The sequence below is a fragment of the Jannaschia sp. 2305UL9-9 genome, from assembly GCF_041403465.1.
Classification (GTDB): Bacteria; Pseudomonadota; Alphaproteobacteria; order Rhodobacterales; family Rhodobacteraceae; genus Jannaschia.
The window spans coordinates 16,289-35,674 of sequence record NZ_JBGEHM010000006.1; the positions used below are offsets into that span (position 1 = coordinate 16,289).

A 19,386-nucleotide genomic window follows, 5' to 3' on the forward strand; every position below is an offset into this window, starting at 1 on the left:
TTCTATTTTATGGAGTAATCTATGACTGATTTCCGTGAAACCGAAGATATGCCCAGTGATCAAAGCACTACATTTACTGTGGGCCTTGAGGACAGAGTCGCCGGAAGCATCAATTTTGTGGGCGACCGCGACTGGATAAGATCAAATCTGGAGGGCGGTTATGGTTATGCCTTTCGAATGGAAGGTGATGGAACCGCGACCACTATTACAAGCTCCGAGCTCGCACTCAGAAATGAGAATGGCGAGCAATTGACGTTCGGATATAATCGTTCTGGTGGTACGTATGTTTCGTTCAATCCTGTTTCGGATACTATTGTTTACGCCGATCTTCAATATTGGGATAGTGTAGGTGGCTACGAATATTTCATTCAGCGTGAGACGTCGAATAATCTGAGCACTGTTGCCAATCTCGATGTTGGCAGGCAAATGCAAGGCCGTATTGATTACACGAATGACAGCGATTGGGTGCGCACGGACATAACCGCTGGATATGGATATATTTTCCGGATGGAAGGCGATGGCACGGCAGACACCATCCGAAGCGCAGAAATTATCATGCGCGACGATAATGGCGAGCAGCTGACCAACAACTTCAATCGCTCTGGCGGAACCTTGACAGTATTGAACCCGACGTCGGATCAGACAGTCTATGCTGATTTACAGTACTGGAATACACTCGGCGGCTATGAATATTCTATCGAACGCGAGATTTCCAGCAATCTGGGAACGGTCGAAAATCTGGCGGTCGGTGGACAAATGCAAAGCCGTATCGACTACAATGACGACAGTGACTGGGTGCGGACTGATCTGGCTGCCGGCTACGGCTACGTATTCCGAATGGAAGGAGATGGTACCGGCACCAGCATCCAGAGCACGAGAATTGTGCTCCGCGGCGACAACGGCGAGCAATTGAGTGCCAATTTCAACCGTAGCGGCGGAACTCTTACTACGTTCGATCCCACGGAGGATGGGACTGTCTACGCCGACCTGCAATATTGGAGTAGCACTGGAGGGTATAAATACTCTATCCAACAGGAAATTTCGCGCGAACTTGACACCCAAGCCTCTATGAATTTTGGTGAAACGTTTATCAGTCGAATTGACTACAGCGGCGACGGTGATCGAATAGCTTTTGACGGTGTCGCTGGCGCGGTCTACCGCGTCTCAATTGAGGGAGATGGTACAGCGACCGGCCTTCAGGACCACTACCTTGGAATTGCTGACGCGCTAGACAATTCACTGGCGGGCGAGAATTCGAGGGACTCGACGACAACGCTGGAGTTTCTGGCTACAGCCGATCAGAGATACTCCGTTTTCGTTTCCGCAGACGGCATTGGCCGTGACGGCGAAGGATACCGAATAACAATTGAGGCAGGCACCAATCGCGGCACAAGCGAAAGCGAACGGATCGAAGGGTCCTCAATCGCTGACAGGATCGAAGCAGGGAACGGGAATGATACCGTTTTGGGAAATGACGGAAACGATACAATTCTTGGTGGTACAGACGAACGCGATTTGCGCGACGTGATTTTTGGCGGAGCGGGCAACGACAGTATCGACGGCGGCCATGGCAATGACGAGCTGCGCGGCGATGCCGGCAACGACAACATCGCCGGCGGTTTCGGCGCCGATACCGTGATCGGGGGCGCTGGCAATGACACCCTGACGGGCAGCGCCTTCGGGGACGAGATCTATGGCGGCGACGGCATGGATTTCGTCAACGGCGGCTTTGGCAGCGACCGGGTGAACGGGGGCGCAGGGGCGGACAGCTTCTTCCACCTCGGCATTGCCGACCACGGCAGCGACTGGATTCAGGATTATTCCGCCGCCGATGGCGATGTCCTCGTCTTCGGCGGGGCGGCCACGGCGGATCAGTTCCAGATCAACGCCGCCAATACCGCCAGTGCCGGGGATGCCGGAACCGACGAGGCCTTCATCATCTATCGTCCGACCGGTCAGATCATCTGGGCGCTGGTGGATGGCATGGCCGAGGCGGAAATCACCCTGCGCGTCGGCGGGGTGGAGACGGATTTGCTGGCCTGACCCCCCCTGAACGAGGGGCCGACAGGCCCCTTGGACCGACCTAGGATCCTCACGGCGCGGCGGCGGCCCTCCTGACGGTGGGCCGCGCTTTGAATTCGGATCATTCAGGTTATCAGACGCATGGCTATCGCATTTGGCGGAACCTTTCCCAACATCCTCACGGGCTTCGACTCGAACACCATCCGGGTCGAGGACCGGTTGTTCTTCTTCAACGACGGCACCACCGTGCCCGTGGGCACCGACGCCACGTTCAGCGTCTATGACGATTCCGGCAACCTGCTGATCGACGAACGGCGCATGACCGATGCCACCGACGATCAGCTGGCGGGCTGGAACCTCGGCTTCATCACCCTGCCATATGTCGCCAATGCGACCGCCGTCGTGCCCGAGGACGATGGCGGCTTCACGATCTTCTATTCCGGCTCCGACCCGATCGTTCAGCGCGAGAACCCGGTGGCAAACCCCAGCTTTGCCGACAGCCTGCGCTTTTCGGCCGATGGCACGCCGCAGCCCGATGCGCCGGGCACCCCGCTTCCGGCCGTCCCCCTGCCCGAACTGGCCAATGGCCTGCTGGGTACGGCCGGCGTCATCGTCGACGCCGCGGCGCGATCCCAGATCGAAGGCACCATCGCCCGGCCGGACGGTGAACCGACGGGCTTCAGCTTCACGCCGACGGGCGATGCGCCCATCGCCCTGCTGGGGGCCAGGCCCTTGTCGGCGGTCATGATCGCGGCCGGGGACGGGGCGCTGGTGCTCTATCAGGATGCGGTGTCCCACAACGTCTGGATGCGCCGTTTCGATGCCGACGCGAACCAGCTGGGCGAGGAGACGTCGCTGGGCGGCACCGACAACGTCCGCTGGAACACGATCCTCAACGACCGGCTGAACGCCACCACCCTGCCCGACGGGCGCACGGTGGTGACCTATGCCAGTCAGCGCGAGGGGGTCGATACCTCGCCCGAGCTGTTCCAGGCGATCTTCGCCACCGACGGCAGCATCGCGCGCGGCCCCGAGGTCATCAGCGAGGATATCACCGGGGACGCCACCGAATACGCGGGCCGGGTCTTTCCGCTGTCCGACGGGGGCTATGCGGTGGTCTATCACACCATCGGCGGCAGCCCCTACCGGCAGGAGGCCGTGGTCCGGCAGTTCGACGCCAGCGGCGCGCCGGTCACGCCCTCGACCACCTTCGAGGATCAGACGCCCGGACGTTCCCTCAATGCTTTCGACGCGGTGATCTTCCCCAACGGCTTCGGCTACATGCTCGACGGGCTGGAGACGGAGTTCACGATCCTGATCGACGGACAGCCGCAACCGCTCAGCCCGCCCCCGGCAGATCCACCTGTCATCGATACCGGCACGTCCGGGGCAGATGTGCTGACGGGGGGATCCGGAGCGGACCGGTTGGACGGCCTTGCCGGTGACGACACGATCAACGGCGGCGACGGCAACGACACCCTGATCGGCGGGGAGGGCGACGACGTGATCACGGGCGGCGCGTCCGCAGGCGACCTGCGCGATCTGATCTTCGGCGGCGCGGGCAACGACACGATCGACGGCGGGTATGGCAACGACGAGCTGCGGGGCGACGCCGGCAACGACGACGTCGCCGGCGGTTTTGGCGCCGACACCGTGATCGGGGGCGCTGGCAATGATACCCTGACTGGCAGTGCCTTCGGGGACGAGATCTTCGGCGGCGATGGCATGGATTTCGTCAACGGCGGGTTTGGGTCCGACCGGGTGAACGGGGGGGACGGGGCGGATACGTTCTTCCACCTCGGCATTGCCGACCACGGCAGCGACTGGATTCAGGACTACTCGGCCTCCGACGGCGATGTTCTCGTCTTCGGTGGTGCGGCCACGGCGGATCAGTTCCAGATCAATGTCGCCAACACCGCCAGTGCGGGGGATGCCGGAACCGACGAGGCCTTTGTCATCTACCGCCCGACGGGTCAGATCATCTGGGCCTTGGTCGACGGCGATGGGCAATCCGAAATTAATCTGCGTCTGAACGGTCAGGTGTTCGATCTGATGGCGTGATGTCCACAAACCGGGAGGGGTCCCAATGGCTCTGTTCACTGTCTCCGACGCCGCCACTTTGGCCCAGGCCGTCACCCAGGCCAATGCCAGCGCCGAGGCTGATGTCATCCGCTTCGCGCCCGGCACCTCGGTGGTGCAGTTGACCGCGACGCTCTCCATCTCGGGGGGCGGCGGGTTGACCATCGACGGCGACATCGACGGCGACGGGGTCAGCGATGTGACCCTCGACAGCGCGTCGGCCTGGGCCTGGCACGTGAGCGTCGCCCCGGACACCGAGGTCACGCTGCGCAACCTCGACCTGGTGGGCACGCGCTACATCGGCGGCAATGCCGCCGCCGGGCGCTCGGGCGACCCCGGCGCGGATGCCACCCGCGAGGCCGGGGCCGGCCTCGACGGCGGTGCGGGTGGCAATGACGCAACCGCCGGCGGCCATGGCGAGGACGGGTCCGATGGCACCGATCGCGCGGGTGCCATCGTCAACGCGGGCACCCTGACGCTGGAGCGGGTGGGCATCTCGGACAACTTCGGGATCGGCCAAGGCGGCGGCAGCGGCGGCCGGGGGGCCAAGGGCGGCGACAGTCGCGGCGGCGAGGGCGGCTATGACAACAACCCGGAAAACACCCCCGCCCCCGACCCCGCCTTCACCCGGGAGGACATCGACAACGATGGTATCGACGAGATCGTCTTCGACTGGAGCACCCTGACCAACACCGAGACCCAGCCCGAACCCGGCGGCGACGGCGGCGACGGTGGCCGCGCGGGCGACGGGGGCGACGGCGGGGATGGCGGCGACGGGGGCGCGGGCGCGGGCGCGATCCTGAACCGGGGGACGGTGACGCTGACCGATGTGGTGTTCTCGGGGCGGCTGACCGGGGGTGACTACGGCACGGGCAACACCGCCGCCGGTGGCCTGGGCGGCTTCGGCGGCTTCGGTGGCGATGGCGGCGAGGCCCGGGGCGGCAACAGCGGACGCGGCGGCTACGAATGGGACCGGGTGGAGGCGATCCGCTGGACCGGCGACGAGGGCCAGGATTACGGTCAATTCTTCACCTACTACCTGACCAGCCCGGCGGGCACCGGCGGCAGGGGCGGCACCGGCGGCGACGGCGGTGCGGCGGGCGCCACCGGCAGTGCCGGGGCCGCCGCCTCGGTGATCAACTACGGCACCCTCTCGGGGCAGGCGGCGGGCAGCGGAGAGAACATCCGCGTCACCCCGGCCACCACCGCCGCCAGCGGGGGCGAGGGCGGCGATGCCCGGGGCGGGCTGGGCGGCATCGAATACGAGCCCTGGCACCAGTACAGCGGCGGCGCGGGCGGGGGCACCCCGCCCCAGGCCTATGTCGATCTCTACATCAACGCCCGCGCCTTCGGACAAAGCGCGCCGATCCCCTCGGGCACCACCGGCAGCGAGGGCGACAGCGGCATCGACGGCACCGACGGCCCGGACGGGGCGACGGGACAGGCCGGGCGCGCGGCCCCGGGCATCCTCGACATGGCCACCGGGCGCGAAACCGGCCTCGCCCCGTCGCTGGTCTATGTCCATGGGCTCGACCGGGGCGAGGCGCTGGCCTTCAACATCATCCGCATCGGCGACACCTCCGAGGCGGTGACCGTCAGCTGGCGGCTTGTGGGGGACGGCGACACCCCGGTGACCGGTGCGGATTTTGCGGGCGGCCGCCTGCCCAGCGGTCAGGTCACCCTGGGGGCCGCCACCGCCGAGGCCGAGGGCCCGGACCCCAACGTGCGCACGGTGACCCTGACGCCTTTGGCCGACGGGCTGGCCGAGCCATTCGAGGGCTACCGATTCGAGCTGACCCAGGCCCCGGGCGCGACCCTGGGCACCGCGGCGGCAACCGGGGTGCTGGACGACGGCAGCGGCGGGGCCGGTCCGATCCAGGGCACGCCGGGGGCCGACCGGCTGACCGGGACGGTGGGCGAAGACACGATTCTGGGCGGCGACGGGTCCGACACACTGATCGGCGGCGCGGGCGACGACAGCCTGTCGGGCGGCACCTCCATGGCCGACCTGCGCGATGTGATCTTCGGCGGGGATGGAGATGACACGATCGACGGCGGGTATGGCAACGATGAGCTGCGGGGTGACGCCGGGAACGACAACATTGCCGGCGGTTTCGGCGCCGACACCGTGATCGGCGGCACCGGCAATGACACCCTGACGGGCAGCGCCTTCGGGGATGAGATCTTCGGCGGCGACGGCATGGATTTCGTCAACGGCGGTTTCGGGTCCGACCGGGTGAACGGCGGCGCGGGGGAGGACAGCTTCTTCCACCTCGGCATTGCCGACCACGGCAGCGACTGGATTCAGGACTACTCGGCAGCCGATGGCGATGTCCTCGTCTTCGGCGGGGCGGCCACGGCGGATCAGTTCCAGATAAACGCCGCCAACACCGCCAGTGCGGGGGATGCCGGAACCGACGAGGCCTTCGTCATCTATCGCCCGACAGGGCAGATCATCTGGGCTTTGGTCGATGGCATGGGCGAGGACAGCATCACCCTGCGCGTCGGCGGGGTGGAGACGGACCTTCTGGCCTGACCCCCCCTGAACGAGGGGCCGACAGGCCCCTTGGACCGATCTAGGGTCGCGTCCGGAGGGGGCCTTGGACGATCGCCCTTGTTCTGTTCTCTGGCGCTACGGGCAATCAGGCACTTGGTACTCTCACTCCTTGGAACCCACCCCGGTATTCCTGCCGGGTCCGCCCCGGACACCCTTCGGTCCGGCGGTGGGTCCATCTCCATGATCGATCCCTCCACCCCACGCTGCCGACACATGCCCGCCGGTGCGACAGGACCCAGACCTTTCCCGGCTTTCGCAGGCGCTCACCGATATCACGCCGCGCGTCGTCGGCCCGGGCGCGGCCCCCAGCGGCCGATGCGCGAGGCCGGACCTTCGACGACGACCACACCACAAGGATGACCCCATGACCTTTTCCATCGACACGACGGCACCCTTGGGGTTCGACACCCAACTCTACACCTTTCCGCTGAGCGGCAATCGCCTCGTGACGCTGGAACGCGGATCGACCGACCGGATGACCCTGACGCTGATCGGGGCGGACCGGACCGTCGTGGCCGAGGATGCGGTCGTCGTGCCGGGCACGGCCTCCAGATCCTATACCTACACCCCGTGGCACGTGCGCGAGGATGCGGACGGCGGCTTTACCGTCTTCGTCTCGGGCGATTCCGGCCGGTCGCGCGACTTCAACAACTTCCTCGTCAGCTTCGATGCCTCCGGCGCCCAGACGACCAGCGGCACCTATGAGGCGCTGGAGTTCGACAAGCCGCAGGGCGACGGGGCGGTCGACGTGGGCGACGGGCGCGTGGTGGCCGTGGTCAATGTCGGTCACCGGGTCGAAACACGTCTTTTCGAGGCGGATGGCACCATCTCGAACGAGGGGCTGTGGAACACCAACGAGACGGGCGCGGGGTCGTCCCGCGGGTCGAACCTCAACTTTTCGCTGACCCTCGCGGGCGACAGCATCTTCGTCTTCATCATCAACGACAACGCGCACAATCCGCTTTTCAGCGGTCAGTCCCTCGTGCTCGCACGGCTGGAGCTGAACGGCGATCCGATCAATTTCGGCACCAGGATACCCGTCGACCTGCCGCTGCCGACCCTGCCGGCGGTGGTGCCCCGCGCCAACCAGTCGGAGCTTCTCGACAGCGCGACCCTGTCGAACGGCAACGTGGTGCTGGTCTATACGCTGGCGATCCTGCGCGACGCCGAGGGCAACCCGGTGTCGGGCGACGACGATGTCGACGTCTTCATGCGCCTGTTCAACCCCGACGGCACCGAGATCGGCACCGAGCAGCGGATCAACGAATACGTTCTGGGCGAGCAGAGCAGCGTGCGCGTCACCGCCCTCGAGGCGGGCGGCTTCGTCGTCACCTATCAGAACGACGCCCCCGATCCGCCCCGCTTTCCCTTTCCCGACTACGTGGAACCCCCCTTCGAGGGCCCGCGGGACACGGTGATCTTCCGCCTCTACGACAACGACGGCACCCCCGTCAGCGCAAGCGAAGCCCCCGCGACCGGCGTCTTGGGCAATGCGATCGTCCTGCCTGACGGAACCGGATACCTGCGGGATTTTTCGGGCACCTTCGCCGTCACGACCACCTTGCCCGAACCGCCGGTGACCCTGACCGGCACGTCGGGCAATGACCTTCTGGAAGGGGGCAATGGTGACGACCTGCTGAACGGCCTTGCCGGGAACGACACGATCAACGGCGGCGACGGCAACGACACCCTGATCGGCGGGGAGGGCGACGACGTGATCACGGGTGGTGCGTCCGCAGGCGACCTGCGCGATCTGATCTTCGGCGGCGCGGGCAACGACACCATCGACGGCGGGTATGGCAACGACGAGCTGCGGGGCGACGCCGGCAACGACAACATCGCCGGCGGTTTCGGCGCCGATACCGTGATCGGGGGCGCTGGCAATGATACCCTGACCGGCAGTGCCTTCGGGGATGAGATCTTCGGCGGCGATGGCATGGACTTCGTCAACGGCGGCTTTGGCAGCGACCGGGTGAACGGGGGCGCGGGGGCCGACAGCTTCTTCCACCTTGGCATCGCGGACCACGGCAGCGACTGGATTCAGGACTATTCGGCGGCCGATGGCGATGTGCTGGTCTTCGGCGGGGCGGCCACGGCGGATCAGTTCCAGATAAACGCCGCGAATACCGCCAGCGCCGGGGATGCCGGAACCGACGAGGCCTTCGTGATCTATCGCCCGAACGGTCAGATCATCTGGGCGCTGGTGGATGGCATGGGCGAGGACAGCATCACCCTGCGCGCAGGCGGGGTGGAGACGGACCTTCTGGCCTGACCCCCCCATTCGGGGGGCGTTCCGCGGCCTGCGGCGGTGGTAACACCCCCGTGCTGCCCTGCCGGAGACCACACCATGACCGACGAACGCCTGCTCAGCGATACGCGCCTGGGCACCCTTGCACAGGATCACCACACCGCCGTGCTGACCGGTGGGCAATGGGTCGTGGCCTATGACCAGACCAACCTTGAAGGGCGCGTGCGGATCACCACGCCGGGCGACACCCCCGAGGCGGACAGCTTCGTCGACCTGCCCGGCCTGCGGGGGTCGGACAACCTGATCGTCACCGCGCTGGCCGATGGCGGTTTCGTTCTGGGCACCACCAGCCGCGGGATCGGCGGCGATCGCAGCGAGGGCATCTCGCTGCGGGCCTACGATGCCGATGGCACCCCGCGCGGCGCGGCGGTCCAGGTGGTCGAGGGGCCGGTGTCGAACCTGACCTACGGCCTGACCGAGTTGCCGGACGGCGGCTTCGTGCTGGACTACCGGGCCAATCCCACCAACCGGGAGGACCGGCACGACCAGCTCCTGTTCCTCGACGGGGACTTCGCGGCCCGGGGGGCACCGGTGGTCCTGTCGCCCGACGGGATCCTTGGCCAGAACACCACGGCCGCCAATACCGATGTCGCGGTGCTGGCCGATGGCACCCTTGCGGTGGCCTACGGCGTCAGCAATTCCACCTTCGTCCGCGATGTCATGGTGCAGCGGTACCGGGCCGACGGCACCCCCATCGACACCGCGCGGCAGGTGGCCGACGTCTTCAACGGTGGCCAGCTGCAGACGATCCGGGTCGAGGCCATGCCGGGCGGCGGCTTCGGCGTGTTCTGGATGGCCCTTGCCGCGGAACCCGGCGTCCCCGGCGGGCAGTTCCGGGTGTTCGTGCAACGCTACAACGCCGCGGGCCGCCCCGAGGGAGAGGCCGCCCCCCTGCCTGCCAGCGCCGATGCGGAGGTGGAGCCCACAGTGCAGTTCAACACCTACGCCAGCGACAGCTTCGACGTGGCCGTCCTCGACAATGGACAGATCTTCGTCGCCACCAGCACCCAGGACCCCGATCTCGGCGCGGATGAGGAGGACGTGGGCTACGCGGTCTATGACGCCACCGGTGCGCTGTTGCAGCCCTTCACCCTTGCCCCGGTGGATCGCGACGACGACCAGCGGTATCCCCTGCTGGACCGGGTCGATGGCGATACCCTGCTGCTGACGTATTTCGACGATCAGAACGTCTTGTTGCAACAGCAGTCGGGGATCGACGGCCTCGTGCTGGAGGCGTTCACCCCCCCGCCCCTCGACCTGACGGGCACGGACGGCGAAGACCTGTTGCGCGGGGGCATGGCCGACGACACCATCGACGGCCGCGGCGGCAGCGACACCATCGAAGGGGGCGACGGTTTCGACCGGCTGATCGGGGGCCTGGGCGACGACCTGATCTTCGGCGGCGCGACCATCGCCGACCTGCGCGACCTGATTTTCGGCGGTGCGGGCAATGACACCATCGACGGCGGCCACGGCAATGACGAGCTGCGCGGCGATGCGGGCAACGACTCCATCGCCGGCGGCTTTGGCGCCGACACCGTGATCGGGGGCGCCGGCAACGACACCCTGACGGGCAGTGCCTTCGGGGATGTGATCTTCGGCGGCGATGGCATGGATTTCGTCAACGGCGGTTTCGGGTCCGACCGGGTCAATGGTGGCGCCGATGCCGACCTGTTCTTCCACCTCGGCATCGCGGATCACGGCAATGACTGGATTCAGGATTATTCCGCCGCCGATGGCGATGTTCTGGTGTTCGGCGGCACGGCAACCGCGGATCAGTTCCAGATAAACGTGGCCGTCACCGCCAGCGCGGGCGACGCGCGCACGAGCGAAGCCTTCGTGATCTATCGTCCGACCGGTCAGATCATCTGGGCGCTGGTCGATGGCATGGGCGAGGCCGCCATCACCCTGCGCGCAGGCGGGGTGGAGTTCGACTTGATGGGATGACGCACCCGTGCACAAGATGGGTGACTGTCCGAACTGAAGTTATTCGATAGGAGAGCATTGCCCATGACGACCCTGCGCCTCGCGACCGATATATCACCTACCAGTCCCTTCGTGCCTGTTCTGGACGCCTGGGCCGCCTCCATCGAAACCCTGTCGATGGGGGCCCATAGCGTCGACGTCTACTATCCCGGAGAGTTGATCGGCGCCTTCGAGACCTTCGACGGCGTCTCTTCGGGCGTGGTCGACATGGCCCTGCTCACGCCGCTCTACTACGCGCTCCGCGCGCTGCCGGGGGCGGAGGCGTTGACCGCTCCGTTCGTGGGCGAGGTCGGGGTGGACAGGTCCCTGATGTTGAATGCCGCCCTGCAGGGCGGGGCACCGGATCGCGCCTTCGACGTCAGCGGTCTGTCGGTTCTGGCGGCGGCCTACGATTCCCCGCGCCTGCTCTACACGACGGACCCGGCGACCGCGCCGGATGATCTGGCGGGACGCGCGCTGTCATGGCCGGGACAGGTGGCAGGCGGCCTTGCGGCGCAGACCGGCTTCTCGACCGCCACCGTGCCGTTTTCCGAATTGTTCCAGGCGCTGCAGACCGGCCTCGTGGATGGTGCCCTGCTGCCGCCCTTCGCTGCCGGGCCTGCCGACATCACGGACATCACGGACCATCATCTGGCCCTGCCTGGCAACACCGGTTTGCTGACGCCCTACAGTGCCCTGGTCATCGCGGATTCCGTTCTGGACGGGCTGCCTGCGGATCTGCGCGCCCTGCTGGACGACACGACGGACACGCAGCTGTCGACCGATCTGGCCTTGGCGGCCGAGGCGTCGTACCGCGCGGGGCTTGCCGCCTCGCAAGCCGCCGGAAAGTTGACCGTGGTCACGGGCGCAGACCTCGCGGCATGGCAGGAGGCGAGCAATCTGGCGCTTGCCACCCTCGTCGCGGACAGCGCGACCGAGGCCGACGGCACATCCTTGGCCCAGGGTTGGCTGAATGCGCTGGCCGGCGCGTCGAACGGGGAGATCGGTCTCGTGTTGACCGGCGCCTCCGGTCCCGACCGCCTCGTAGGGGGCCTGGGCGCCGACACGATCAACGGCGGCGACGGCAACGACACCCTGATCGGTGGGGAGGGCGACGACGTGATCACGGGTGGTGCGACGACGGCTGATCTGCGCGATCTGATCTATGGTGGCGCGGGCAATGACACGATCGACGGCGGGTATGGCAATGACGAGCTGCGCGGCGATGCCGGCAACGACTCCATCGCTGGCGGCTTTGGCGCCGACACCGTGATCGGGGGCGCTGGCAATGATACCCTGACCGGCAGTGCCTTCGGGGATGAGATCTTCGGCGGCGACGGCATGGACTTCGTCAACGGCGGTTTCGGGTCCGACCGGGTGAACGGGGGCGCGGGGGCCGACAGCTTCTTCCACCTCGGCATTGCCGACCACGGCAGCGACTGGATTCAGGACTACTCGGCGGCCGATGGCGATGTGCTGGTCTTCGGCGGTGCGGCCACGGCGGATCAGTTCCAGATAAACCAAGCCAACACCGCCAGCGCCGGAGACGCGGGCACTGACGAGGCCTTCGTGATCTACCGACCGACAGGGCAGATCATCTGGGCGCTGGTCGACGGCATGGCCGAAAGCAGCATCACCCTGCGGGTCGGTGGGGTCGAGACGGACCTTCTGGCCTGAGCCGAGGGTACCGGTCATCGGGGTCGGCGTGGGTTCGCCACGCCAATCCCGTATGATTGACGCATGGGTTCGGGCGCGACACCCTGTCGGCAGTTTCAGCATCCGTCATTTCTTGGAAAGCGACAGGGCCAGATGATCCAGTACAGCATGACCGCCAACCTTCTGCGTTACGACAGTGCCACCTTTGCCCTGGAAGAGGCGACGACCCTGCCCGCGACGGTGACCCTGCCGGATGGAACGGACAGCTTCACCTACGAGAGTGCTTTCACGCCGCCCAACGGCCTGCCGATCGTGACCACGGACCTCGACGTGCAGGAGGTGCAGATCGGCGCGCTGACCTTCGGCGCGCCGGACCTGTTCGTGTTCGGCGATGTCATTCACCCGGACGGGACGACGACCGTTCTGGGCCTCGGATATGAGGAAACCCCCGGCATCACGACCGAGATCACCCTGCGCATCGCGGGGGCGGACCTGCCCCCGCTTGATAGCAGTGTCGACCTGTCGACCCGCGGGCAGGGCACGGCGGCCGTGACGCCCTTTGCCGCCGAGGACGTGATCAGCCTGACCACCGCCTTCGAGGCGGCGATGCCACCAGACGGGGCAGGGGACGGGACAGGGGATGGGGATGACACCCTGATCGGCACGGACCTTGACGACGATATCTCGGGCGAGGCCGGGAACGACCGGATCGAGGGGCGAGATGGCACCGACAGTCTGAATGGCGGACCGGGGAACGATACGATCCTCGGAGGGCCGGGACCCCTCGACCTGCGCGACAACATCGACGGGGGTGCGGGCGATGACGTTCTGGACGGCGGGTTCGGCAACGACAGCATTCTTGGAGGGTCGGGCGACGACAGCATATTGGGTGCCCAAGGGATCGACACCCTGCGCGGCGAGGCGGGCAACGATACGATCATCGGGGGCGGCGGGCCGCTGGATATCCTCGACGGGGGCGATGGCAACGACCTGCTGCGCGGCGGGGACGAGGCGGACGACGGCATCGACCGCATCTTCGGCGGCGCGGGCAACGACACCATCGACGGCGGCCTGACCCTCGCCACGGAATACCGATACGGCTACGGCGATTCCCTCTACGGGGGCGAGGGCGACGATCTGATCACCTCCGGCGCGGGGCCCGGTCAGACGACGGTGCAGGGCGGCGGCGGCAACGACACGCTGATCGGTGGCACCGGGCCCGACATCCTGGCCGGCGGCGCAGGGGATGACGTGCTTCGCAGTGGCGGCAGTTTCGATCAGCTGTTCGGCGGCATCGGTAACGACCTGTTGGAGGCGTCGATGGACGGCGTTTTCCTCGATGGGGGCGCAGGGGACGATACGCTGACGGGCGGCGACGGACGCGACCGTCTCGACGGCGGGGCCGGCAACGATTCGATCGTCGGAGGCGAGGGACAGCCCGATACCGTGCTCTACCGGGATGCGGCGTTTGCGACGCTGACGGTCGTGCATCTGGGCGGGGACACGGTCACCATCGACGACGGACGCGGCATCGACACCGTGTCCGGGGTGGAGGTTTTCGCTCTGCAGGATGGGCGCTTCACCCTCGAGCAGATCCTGCCCGAGGGCGCGGCCACCGGCCTGCTGATCGAGGGCCTGCCCCTGCCCGAGACGCTGTCGGGCGGCAACGGCGACGACACGATCACCCCCGGCCCGACCGACAGCGGTGGCGATCCCTTCGACACGCGCGGCGACCTGATCGAAGGGCGCGCGGGCAACGACCTGATCACCGGGTCCGACCTGCGCGACACGATCGTCGGCGGCACCGGCAACGACACGATCACGGGCGGCACCACCGCCGCGGACCTGTCCGACCTGATCATCTCCGGTGACGGCAACGATATGGTCGACGGCGGCGCGGGCAATGATGAGCTGCGCGGCGACGGGGGCGACGACGTGGTGTCGGGCGGCACCGGCGCCGACACGATCATCGGCGGGGCAGGGGACGATACCCTGTCCGGCGGGTCTTTGGGTGACCTGCTGTTCGGCGGTGACGGCATGGATTTCGTCAACGGCGGCTTCGGGTCGGACCGCATCAACCTCGGCGCGGGCGCGGACCGGGTGTTCCATGCGGGCGTCGAAGGCCACGGGTCAGACTGGGTGCAGGACTTCGCGGCCGAGGATGCGCTGGTCGCCTTCGACGGCGCGCTGGCCAGCGACTTCCAGGTCAACATCGCCAACACGGCGGGCGCGGGCGACGCCGGGATCGACGAGGCCTTCGTGATCTATCAACCCACCGGTCAGATCCTCTGGGCACTGGTGGATGGCGCCGCGCTGCCCGAGATCACGTTGCGCATCGACGAGGTGGAATATGCGCTAACCGTTTGACGGTAATGGTTCCATGACTGGTCAGACGGGTTCCTGCGTGGTCTGATTGCGCGCAGGAGACGAAGGAGGACCCGATGACCGATCTGCCCCGTGATACCACATCCACCGCGCGCGTCGCGGTGGGCGGCACCTATTCCGGCGTCTACGAGACGCCCGGTGACACCGATGCCATCGGGTTCGACGTGATCGGCGGTGCGACCTATCGCCTGACGGTCGGCAACGGAACGTTCCAGGGCGACAGCGGAGACGTGAGGGGCGTACTTGGCGGTGAGACGATTTCCCTTATCCCACACGGGACGAGCAGCACGATCTACACGTCTCCGCGCGAGGACGGGACGCTGTTTGCGCGGGTGGAGGGGATAGACCGCTTCGGCGACAGGTTCACCGGCCCCTACACCGTGACCCTGACGGAGGTCGTGGGGGACCTGTCGCCCTGGTCGGACTACGCCCCCCGGATCGAGCTGGACACGCCCGTCGCCACGACGATCGATTTTCAGGACGACGAAGACCGCTATTCCATCGAGCTGGAGGCGGGGCGCACCTATGATTTCGTCTGGGAGGCGGGCAGTGCCAGCAACGGGGGGGTCGTCCTAGTATACGACCCCGACGGCAATTGGATGAACGAATACGATATAGGCTACACCGATACGAACCGCCTGTTCCAGATCACGACCACGCAGGGCGGTGTCCACGACCTGTTCGTGAGCAGCGCATTTCGGGGCGAGGGCACCGTCACCGCCCGCGTCAGCACCGACCTGCCGGCGAATGTCACCACCCCGGCGACCATCGCCATCGGCAGCAGTGTCGAGCAGACGTTCGAGTTCAGCCTCGACGCCGACTGGTTCGCCGTCGATCTGGAGGCGGGGATATCCTATGCCTTCAGCCTTGCGGGGGCGGGGACCCTTCTCGCCCTCTATGACGCCGCCGGAAACTGGGTCACATCGACTCCGCTGGGCGATGTGACCCTCGATGTCGGCGTGGCCACGACAGGCCGCTACTACATCGAGGCCCTGACCGAGGTATACAGGGCCGACTATACCCTGACCGCGGCCTTGTCGGCGGAAATACCCAACGGCCCCACCACGACGTCCACCCTGACCGAAGGCGTGGCGGTGACGGAAACCCTGTCGCCCGCCGACAGCGACTGGTTCGCCGCCACGCTGGCCGACGACACGACCTACCGCGTGACCTATACCGGCGTCAGCGGGCGCACGACCTTCATCGGGGTGCACGATGCGGCGGGCGCGACCGTGGCCCTGCAACCCGACATGATCCGCCCCTTCATGCCCTTCGGCGAGACACCGCGCCCGTTCGTCTTTTCCACGGGTGATGCGGATCCTGCCTTCCTGTCGATCAACAGGAACGGGCGCGGCAGCGACGAATATACCCTGCGCTACGATGCGGTGGCCGATGTCGGCCAGACGGATGCGGGCGCCGCGACGCTGGCCCCGGGCGCGGACCGGCGCGGGCATCTGTTTCAGGGCGATGTCGATCGCTTCATCCTCGACCTGCCCGCCGATCCGGTGGCGGCGGGCGAGGTGACCTACCTCGTGTCCGTCACCGGCGAGGGGTTCGGCACGCGGCCCATTCTGGGCATCGACAGCGGCTTCCCGAACTACGGCGACCCGGACATCCGCGAGATCGTCGGAACCAGTTCCTACGAGGTCGTGCACATCGCCGAGGACATCCCCGGCGGCCAGGTGGTCATCAACGTCTCGGAGGAGACGGGCCGGTTCGGCCAGACAGGCACGCCGTTCTATACCCTGCGCGTCGATCAGGTCACGGCAGACGGCGACGATGGCAACCGCCTGACGGTGACCGACGGGCTGGGCCTGCTGGCGCAGGGTGGCGACGATACCGTGGTCGGCACCGCGGGCGACGACCTGATCTGGGGCGGCACGGGCGACGACCTGATCTTCGCGGTGCAGGGCGGCGACCGCGTGCGTGGGCAGGCGGGCAATGACACGCTGCACATGGGCGCGGGCGACGACCGGGCCGAAGGGGGGATCGGGCATGACCTGCTGATCGGGCACGGCGGCGACGATCACCTGTCGGGCAACGGGGGCTCCGACATCCTGATCGGGGGCGCGGGCGACGACACGCTGGTGGGCGGGGCGAATGCCGATCAGCTGACCGGCGGGGCCGGGGCCGATACCTTCTACCTGTCGCGCGAGGACGGTCCGGGACATGACTGGATCGCCGATTACGACGCCGCCGAAGGCGACATCCTGGCCCTGGACGGCGCGGTCGCGCCCCTTGCGACATCTTCGGTGCGCTTCGTCCGGGCCGACCTGGAAAACGTGGGCGAGGCCGGTGTCGACGACGTGATCGTCACCTCGTGGCTCAACCGGTCCATAGCGACCTCGCAGATCCTTGCCGTACTGGTGGACGGGACGACCAGCGACAGCTTCCGCTATACCCTCGGGGGACAGACGTTCGACGTCGCCGCCGGGGATCTGATGACCTGAGGGTCATGCCGCCATGCCCGTGGGCCGACGGCCCCGGGCGACACCGACACTCGAAAACCTGCTTTTGAAAAACTTGAGGTGATTCCGATGACCACCATTCCGCTCAACACCACCCTGCGCGACGGCAACAACTTCATCTGGGACATCCAGAGCGACGGAGTTATCAGCAACGGCACCAACGACGCTTTCGACGGCGGGTTCCGGCTGGGATTCGCGCGCGGTTTCTTCTCCACCGCCGAGGGCGAGGACGGCGATCGCGAGTTGGCCATCGGCCCCTTCACCGGCACCGGTGCCCCGGACATCCAGATCACGCGCAAGATCCATGTCTCCGACGACGCGGGCTTCGCACGCTTCCTCGACAGTGTCACCAACACCGGCGACACCACCGTGACCTACACCTACCAGACCCGCACCAACCTCGGCTCCGACAGCCGCACCAACACCGTCGACACCTCCGACGGGGACCAGCTGTTCTCGCCCGAGGATTTCTGGATCGTCACCGATGACGAGCCCAATCGCTGGGACCCGGCGGTGGCCCATGTCTTCGGCAATGGCGGCGGCCTGGCCCCCACGACGGCCACTCTGAGCAGAGACAACCTCGCCTATACCTTCGCCCTGACCCTCGCCCCCGGCGAAACCCGATCCATCCTGCAGTTCGGCGTCCAGGATTTCGACCCCGACACGGCGGTGGAGACGGCGGAGAGGCTCTCTTCCCTGGTCGAAGGGCTCGGCGGGCTGTCGCAGGAGGAACTGGACCAGATCGTCAATTTCGACCTCGACATCGATCGCACGCCGGTGACCCTCGACGGGGGCGCGGGGAACGACCCGCTGGAAGGCGGGCTGTTCGAGGATACGCTGCGCGGGCAGGGCGGCGACGACACGATCATCGGCAACAGCGGGGCCGACCTGCTGGAGGGCGGCGCAGGCGCCGACAGCATCGAAGGCGGGCGCGGCGATGACACGATCGACGGCGGTGCGGGGGGCGACACCGTGGCGGGCGGCAGCGGCAGCGACAGCATCACCGGGGGCGACGGCGACGACAGCCTGGACGCCGGCGCGGCCCACGATACCGTCACCGGCGACGCGGGCGACGACACGATCCTGGGCGGGACCGGCAACGACGATTTGTCGGGCGGCGACGGCGACGACGCCGTCGAGGGCCAGAACGGCCACGACACGATCGCCGGCGGCACGGGCAACGACACCCTTGGCGGAGCCACGGGCGACGACAGCCTGTCGGGCGGCGAAGGGGACGACCGGCTCAGCGGGGGTGACGGCGACGACACGATCCTCGGCGGCGACGGGGCCGACAGCATTGGCGGCGGCTGGAACGACGACCGCGTCTTTGCCGGGGCGGGCAACGACACCGTCACCGGCGACGCCCTGGGCCCCTTCGACTACGAATTCGGCCGGGATTTCCTGAACGGGATGGATGGCGACGACCTGCTGTCGGGCGGACGTGGAAACGACACCCTGGCCGGTCAGGACGGCAACGACACGCTGGCGGGCGGCAGGGGCGACGACCTGTTGTTCGGCGGCACCGGCGACGATTTCCTCTTCGGCGGCATCGATGGTTCGGACCGGGCCTGGGGCGGCGACGGGGCGGATCGCTTCTTCTCGACCGGGGTGCGCGGCGGCGAGACCCGGGTGATGGACTACGACGCGGACGAGGGCGACGTGCTGGTGGTCGACGGGCAGTTCTTTTCGGCCGACGATTTCGAGGTGCGCGGCCTCACCGTCCTGCGCCCGGGCGGGAACGGTCCCGAATTCCGCCCCGAGGAGCTGGTCCGCCTGCTGCCGAATGGCGACGCGGTGACGGTGTTCACCTTCACGGCGGATTTCGACAGCGACCGGATCGTCCTGCGCCTGCCTTTCGAGGACGAGGGCGAGACCGTCACCTTCGATCTGATGTAGCCGACCGGTGCGCCGGGATTGCGGTCGCCGGGCGAAAGACCGGATGTGCC

The 19,386-nt window shown here is 67.0% G+C and carries 9 protein-coding genes; all 9 read left to right on the forward strand.

The features are described from left to right. Positions 1 to 21: 21 nt before the first annotated feature. The 9 genes from V6N07_RS16995 to V6N07_RS17035 all read left to right on the forward strand — a co-directional run bounded on the left by V6N07_RS16995 (position 22) and on the right by V6N07_RS17035 (position 19,336). Positions 22 to 2,043: a calcium-binding protein gene (locus V6N07_RS16995; RefSeq protein ID WP_371157985.1), complete on the forward strand. Its 2,022-nt coding sequence runs from the start codon at positions 22 to 24 to the stop codon at positions 2,041 to 2,043. A gap of 120 nt (positions 2,044 to 2,163) precedes the next feature. Further along, a complete protein-coding gene (locus tag V6N07_RS17000; RefSeq protein ID WP_371157987.1) occupies positions 2,164 to 4,083 on the forward strand; it encodes a calcium-binding protein in 1,920 nt (639 codons plus the stop codon). A 25-nt stretch (positions 4,084 to 4,108) separates the two neighbouring features. After that, positions 4,109 to 6,637, forward strand: a complete 2,529-nt coding sequence (locus tag V6N07_RS17005) for a calcium-binding protein (protein ID WP_371157989.1) — start codon at positions 4,109 to 4,111, stop codon at positions 6,635 to 6,637. Positions 6,638 to 7,022: 385 nt separating this feature from the next. Then, positions 7,023 to 8,930 carry a calcium-binding protein gene (locus tag V6N07_RS17010; RefSeq protein ID WP_371157991.1) on the forward strand — a complete coding sequence of 636 codons (1,908 nt, stop codon included), beginning with the start codon at positions 7,023 to 7,025 and terminating at the stop codon, positions 8,928 to 8,930. Positions 8,931 to 9,005: 75 nt separating this feature from the next. Beyond that, positions 9,006 to 10,913, forward strand: coding sequence for a calcium-binding protein (locus V6N07_RS17015; RefSeq protein ID WP_371157993.1), 1,908 nt, complete (start codon positions 9,006 to 9,008; stop codon positions 10,911 to 10,913). Positions 10,914 to 10,976: 63 nt separating this feature from the next. Beyond that, a complete protein-coding gene (gene dctP / locus V6N07_RS17020) occupies positions 10,977 to 12,608 on the forward strand; it encodes a TRAP transporter substrate-binding protein DctP (RefSeq protein ID WP_371157995.1) in 1,632 nt (543 codons plus the stop codon). Between the two features lie 147 nt (positions 12,609 to 12,755). Then, the gene (locus tag V6N07_RS17025; RefSeq protein ID WP_371157997.1) at positions 12,756 to 14,954 is read left to right on the forward strand and encodes a calcium-binding protein; all 2,199 of its coding nucleotides are present in this window, start codon (positions 12,756 to 12,758) and stop codon (positions 14,952 to 14,954) included. A gap of 74 nt (positions 14,955 to 15,028) precedes the next feature. Further along, positions 15,029 to 17,422 carry a calcium-binding protein gene (locus V6N07_RS17030; RefSeq protein ID WP_371157999.1) on the forward strand — a complete coding sequence of 798 codons (2,394 nt, stop codon included), beginning with the start codon at positions 15,029 to 15,031 and terminating at the stop codon, positions 17,420 to 17,422. Positions 17,423 to 17,509: 87 nt separating this feature from the next. Then, positions 17,510 to 19,336 (forward strand): calcium-binding protein, encoded by a 1,827-nt coding sequence (locus tag V6N07_RS17035; RefSeq protein WP_371158001.1) that lies wholly within the window; start codon positions 17,510 to 17,512, stop codon positions 19,334 to 19,336. Positions 19,337 to 19,386 lie beyond the last annotated feature (50 nt).

Bases quoted from the DNA above. Each gene is read 5' to 3' on its own strand.
- V6N07_RS16995 (WP_371157985.1), top strand. From the start codon at position 22: ATGACTGATTTCCGTGAAACCGAAGATATGCCCAGTGATCAAAGCACT.
- V6N07_RS17000 (WP_371157987.1), top strand. From the start codon at position 2,164: ATGGCTATCGCATTTGGCGGAACCTTTCCCAACATCCTCACGGGCTTC.
- V6N07_RS17005 (WP_371157989.1), top strand. From the start codon at position 4,109: ATGGCTCTGTTCACTGTCTCCGACGCCGCCACTTTGGCCCAGGCCGTC.
- V6N07_RS17010 (WP_371157991.1), top strand. From the start codon at position 7,023: ATGACCTTTTCCATCGACACGACGGCACCCTTGGGGTTCGACACCCAA.
- V6N07_RS17015 (WP_371157993.1), top strand. From the start codon at position 9,006: ATGACCGACGAACGCCTGCTCAGCGATACGCGCCTGGGCACCCTTGCA.
- dctP (WP_371157995.1), top strand. From the start codon at position 10,977: ATGACGACCCTGCGCCTCGCGACCGATATATCACCTACCAGTCCCTTC.
- V6N07_RS17025 (WP_371157997.1), top strand. From the start codon at position 12,756: ATGACCGCCAACCTTCTGCGTTACGACAGTGCCACCTTTGCCCTGGAA.
- V6N07_RS17030 (WP_371157999.1), top strand. From the start codon at position 15,029: ATGACCGATCTGCCCCGTGATACCACATCCACCGCGCGCGTCGCGGTG.
- V6N07_RS17035 (WP_371158001.1), top strand. From the start codon at position 17,510: ATGACCACCATTCCGCTCAACACCACCCTGCGCGACGGCAACAACTTC.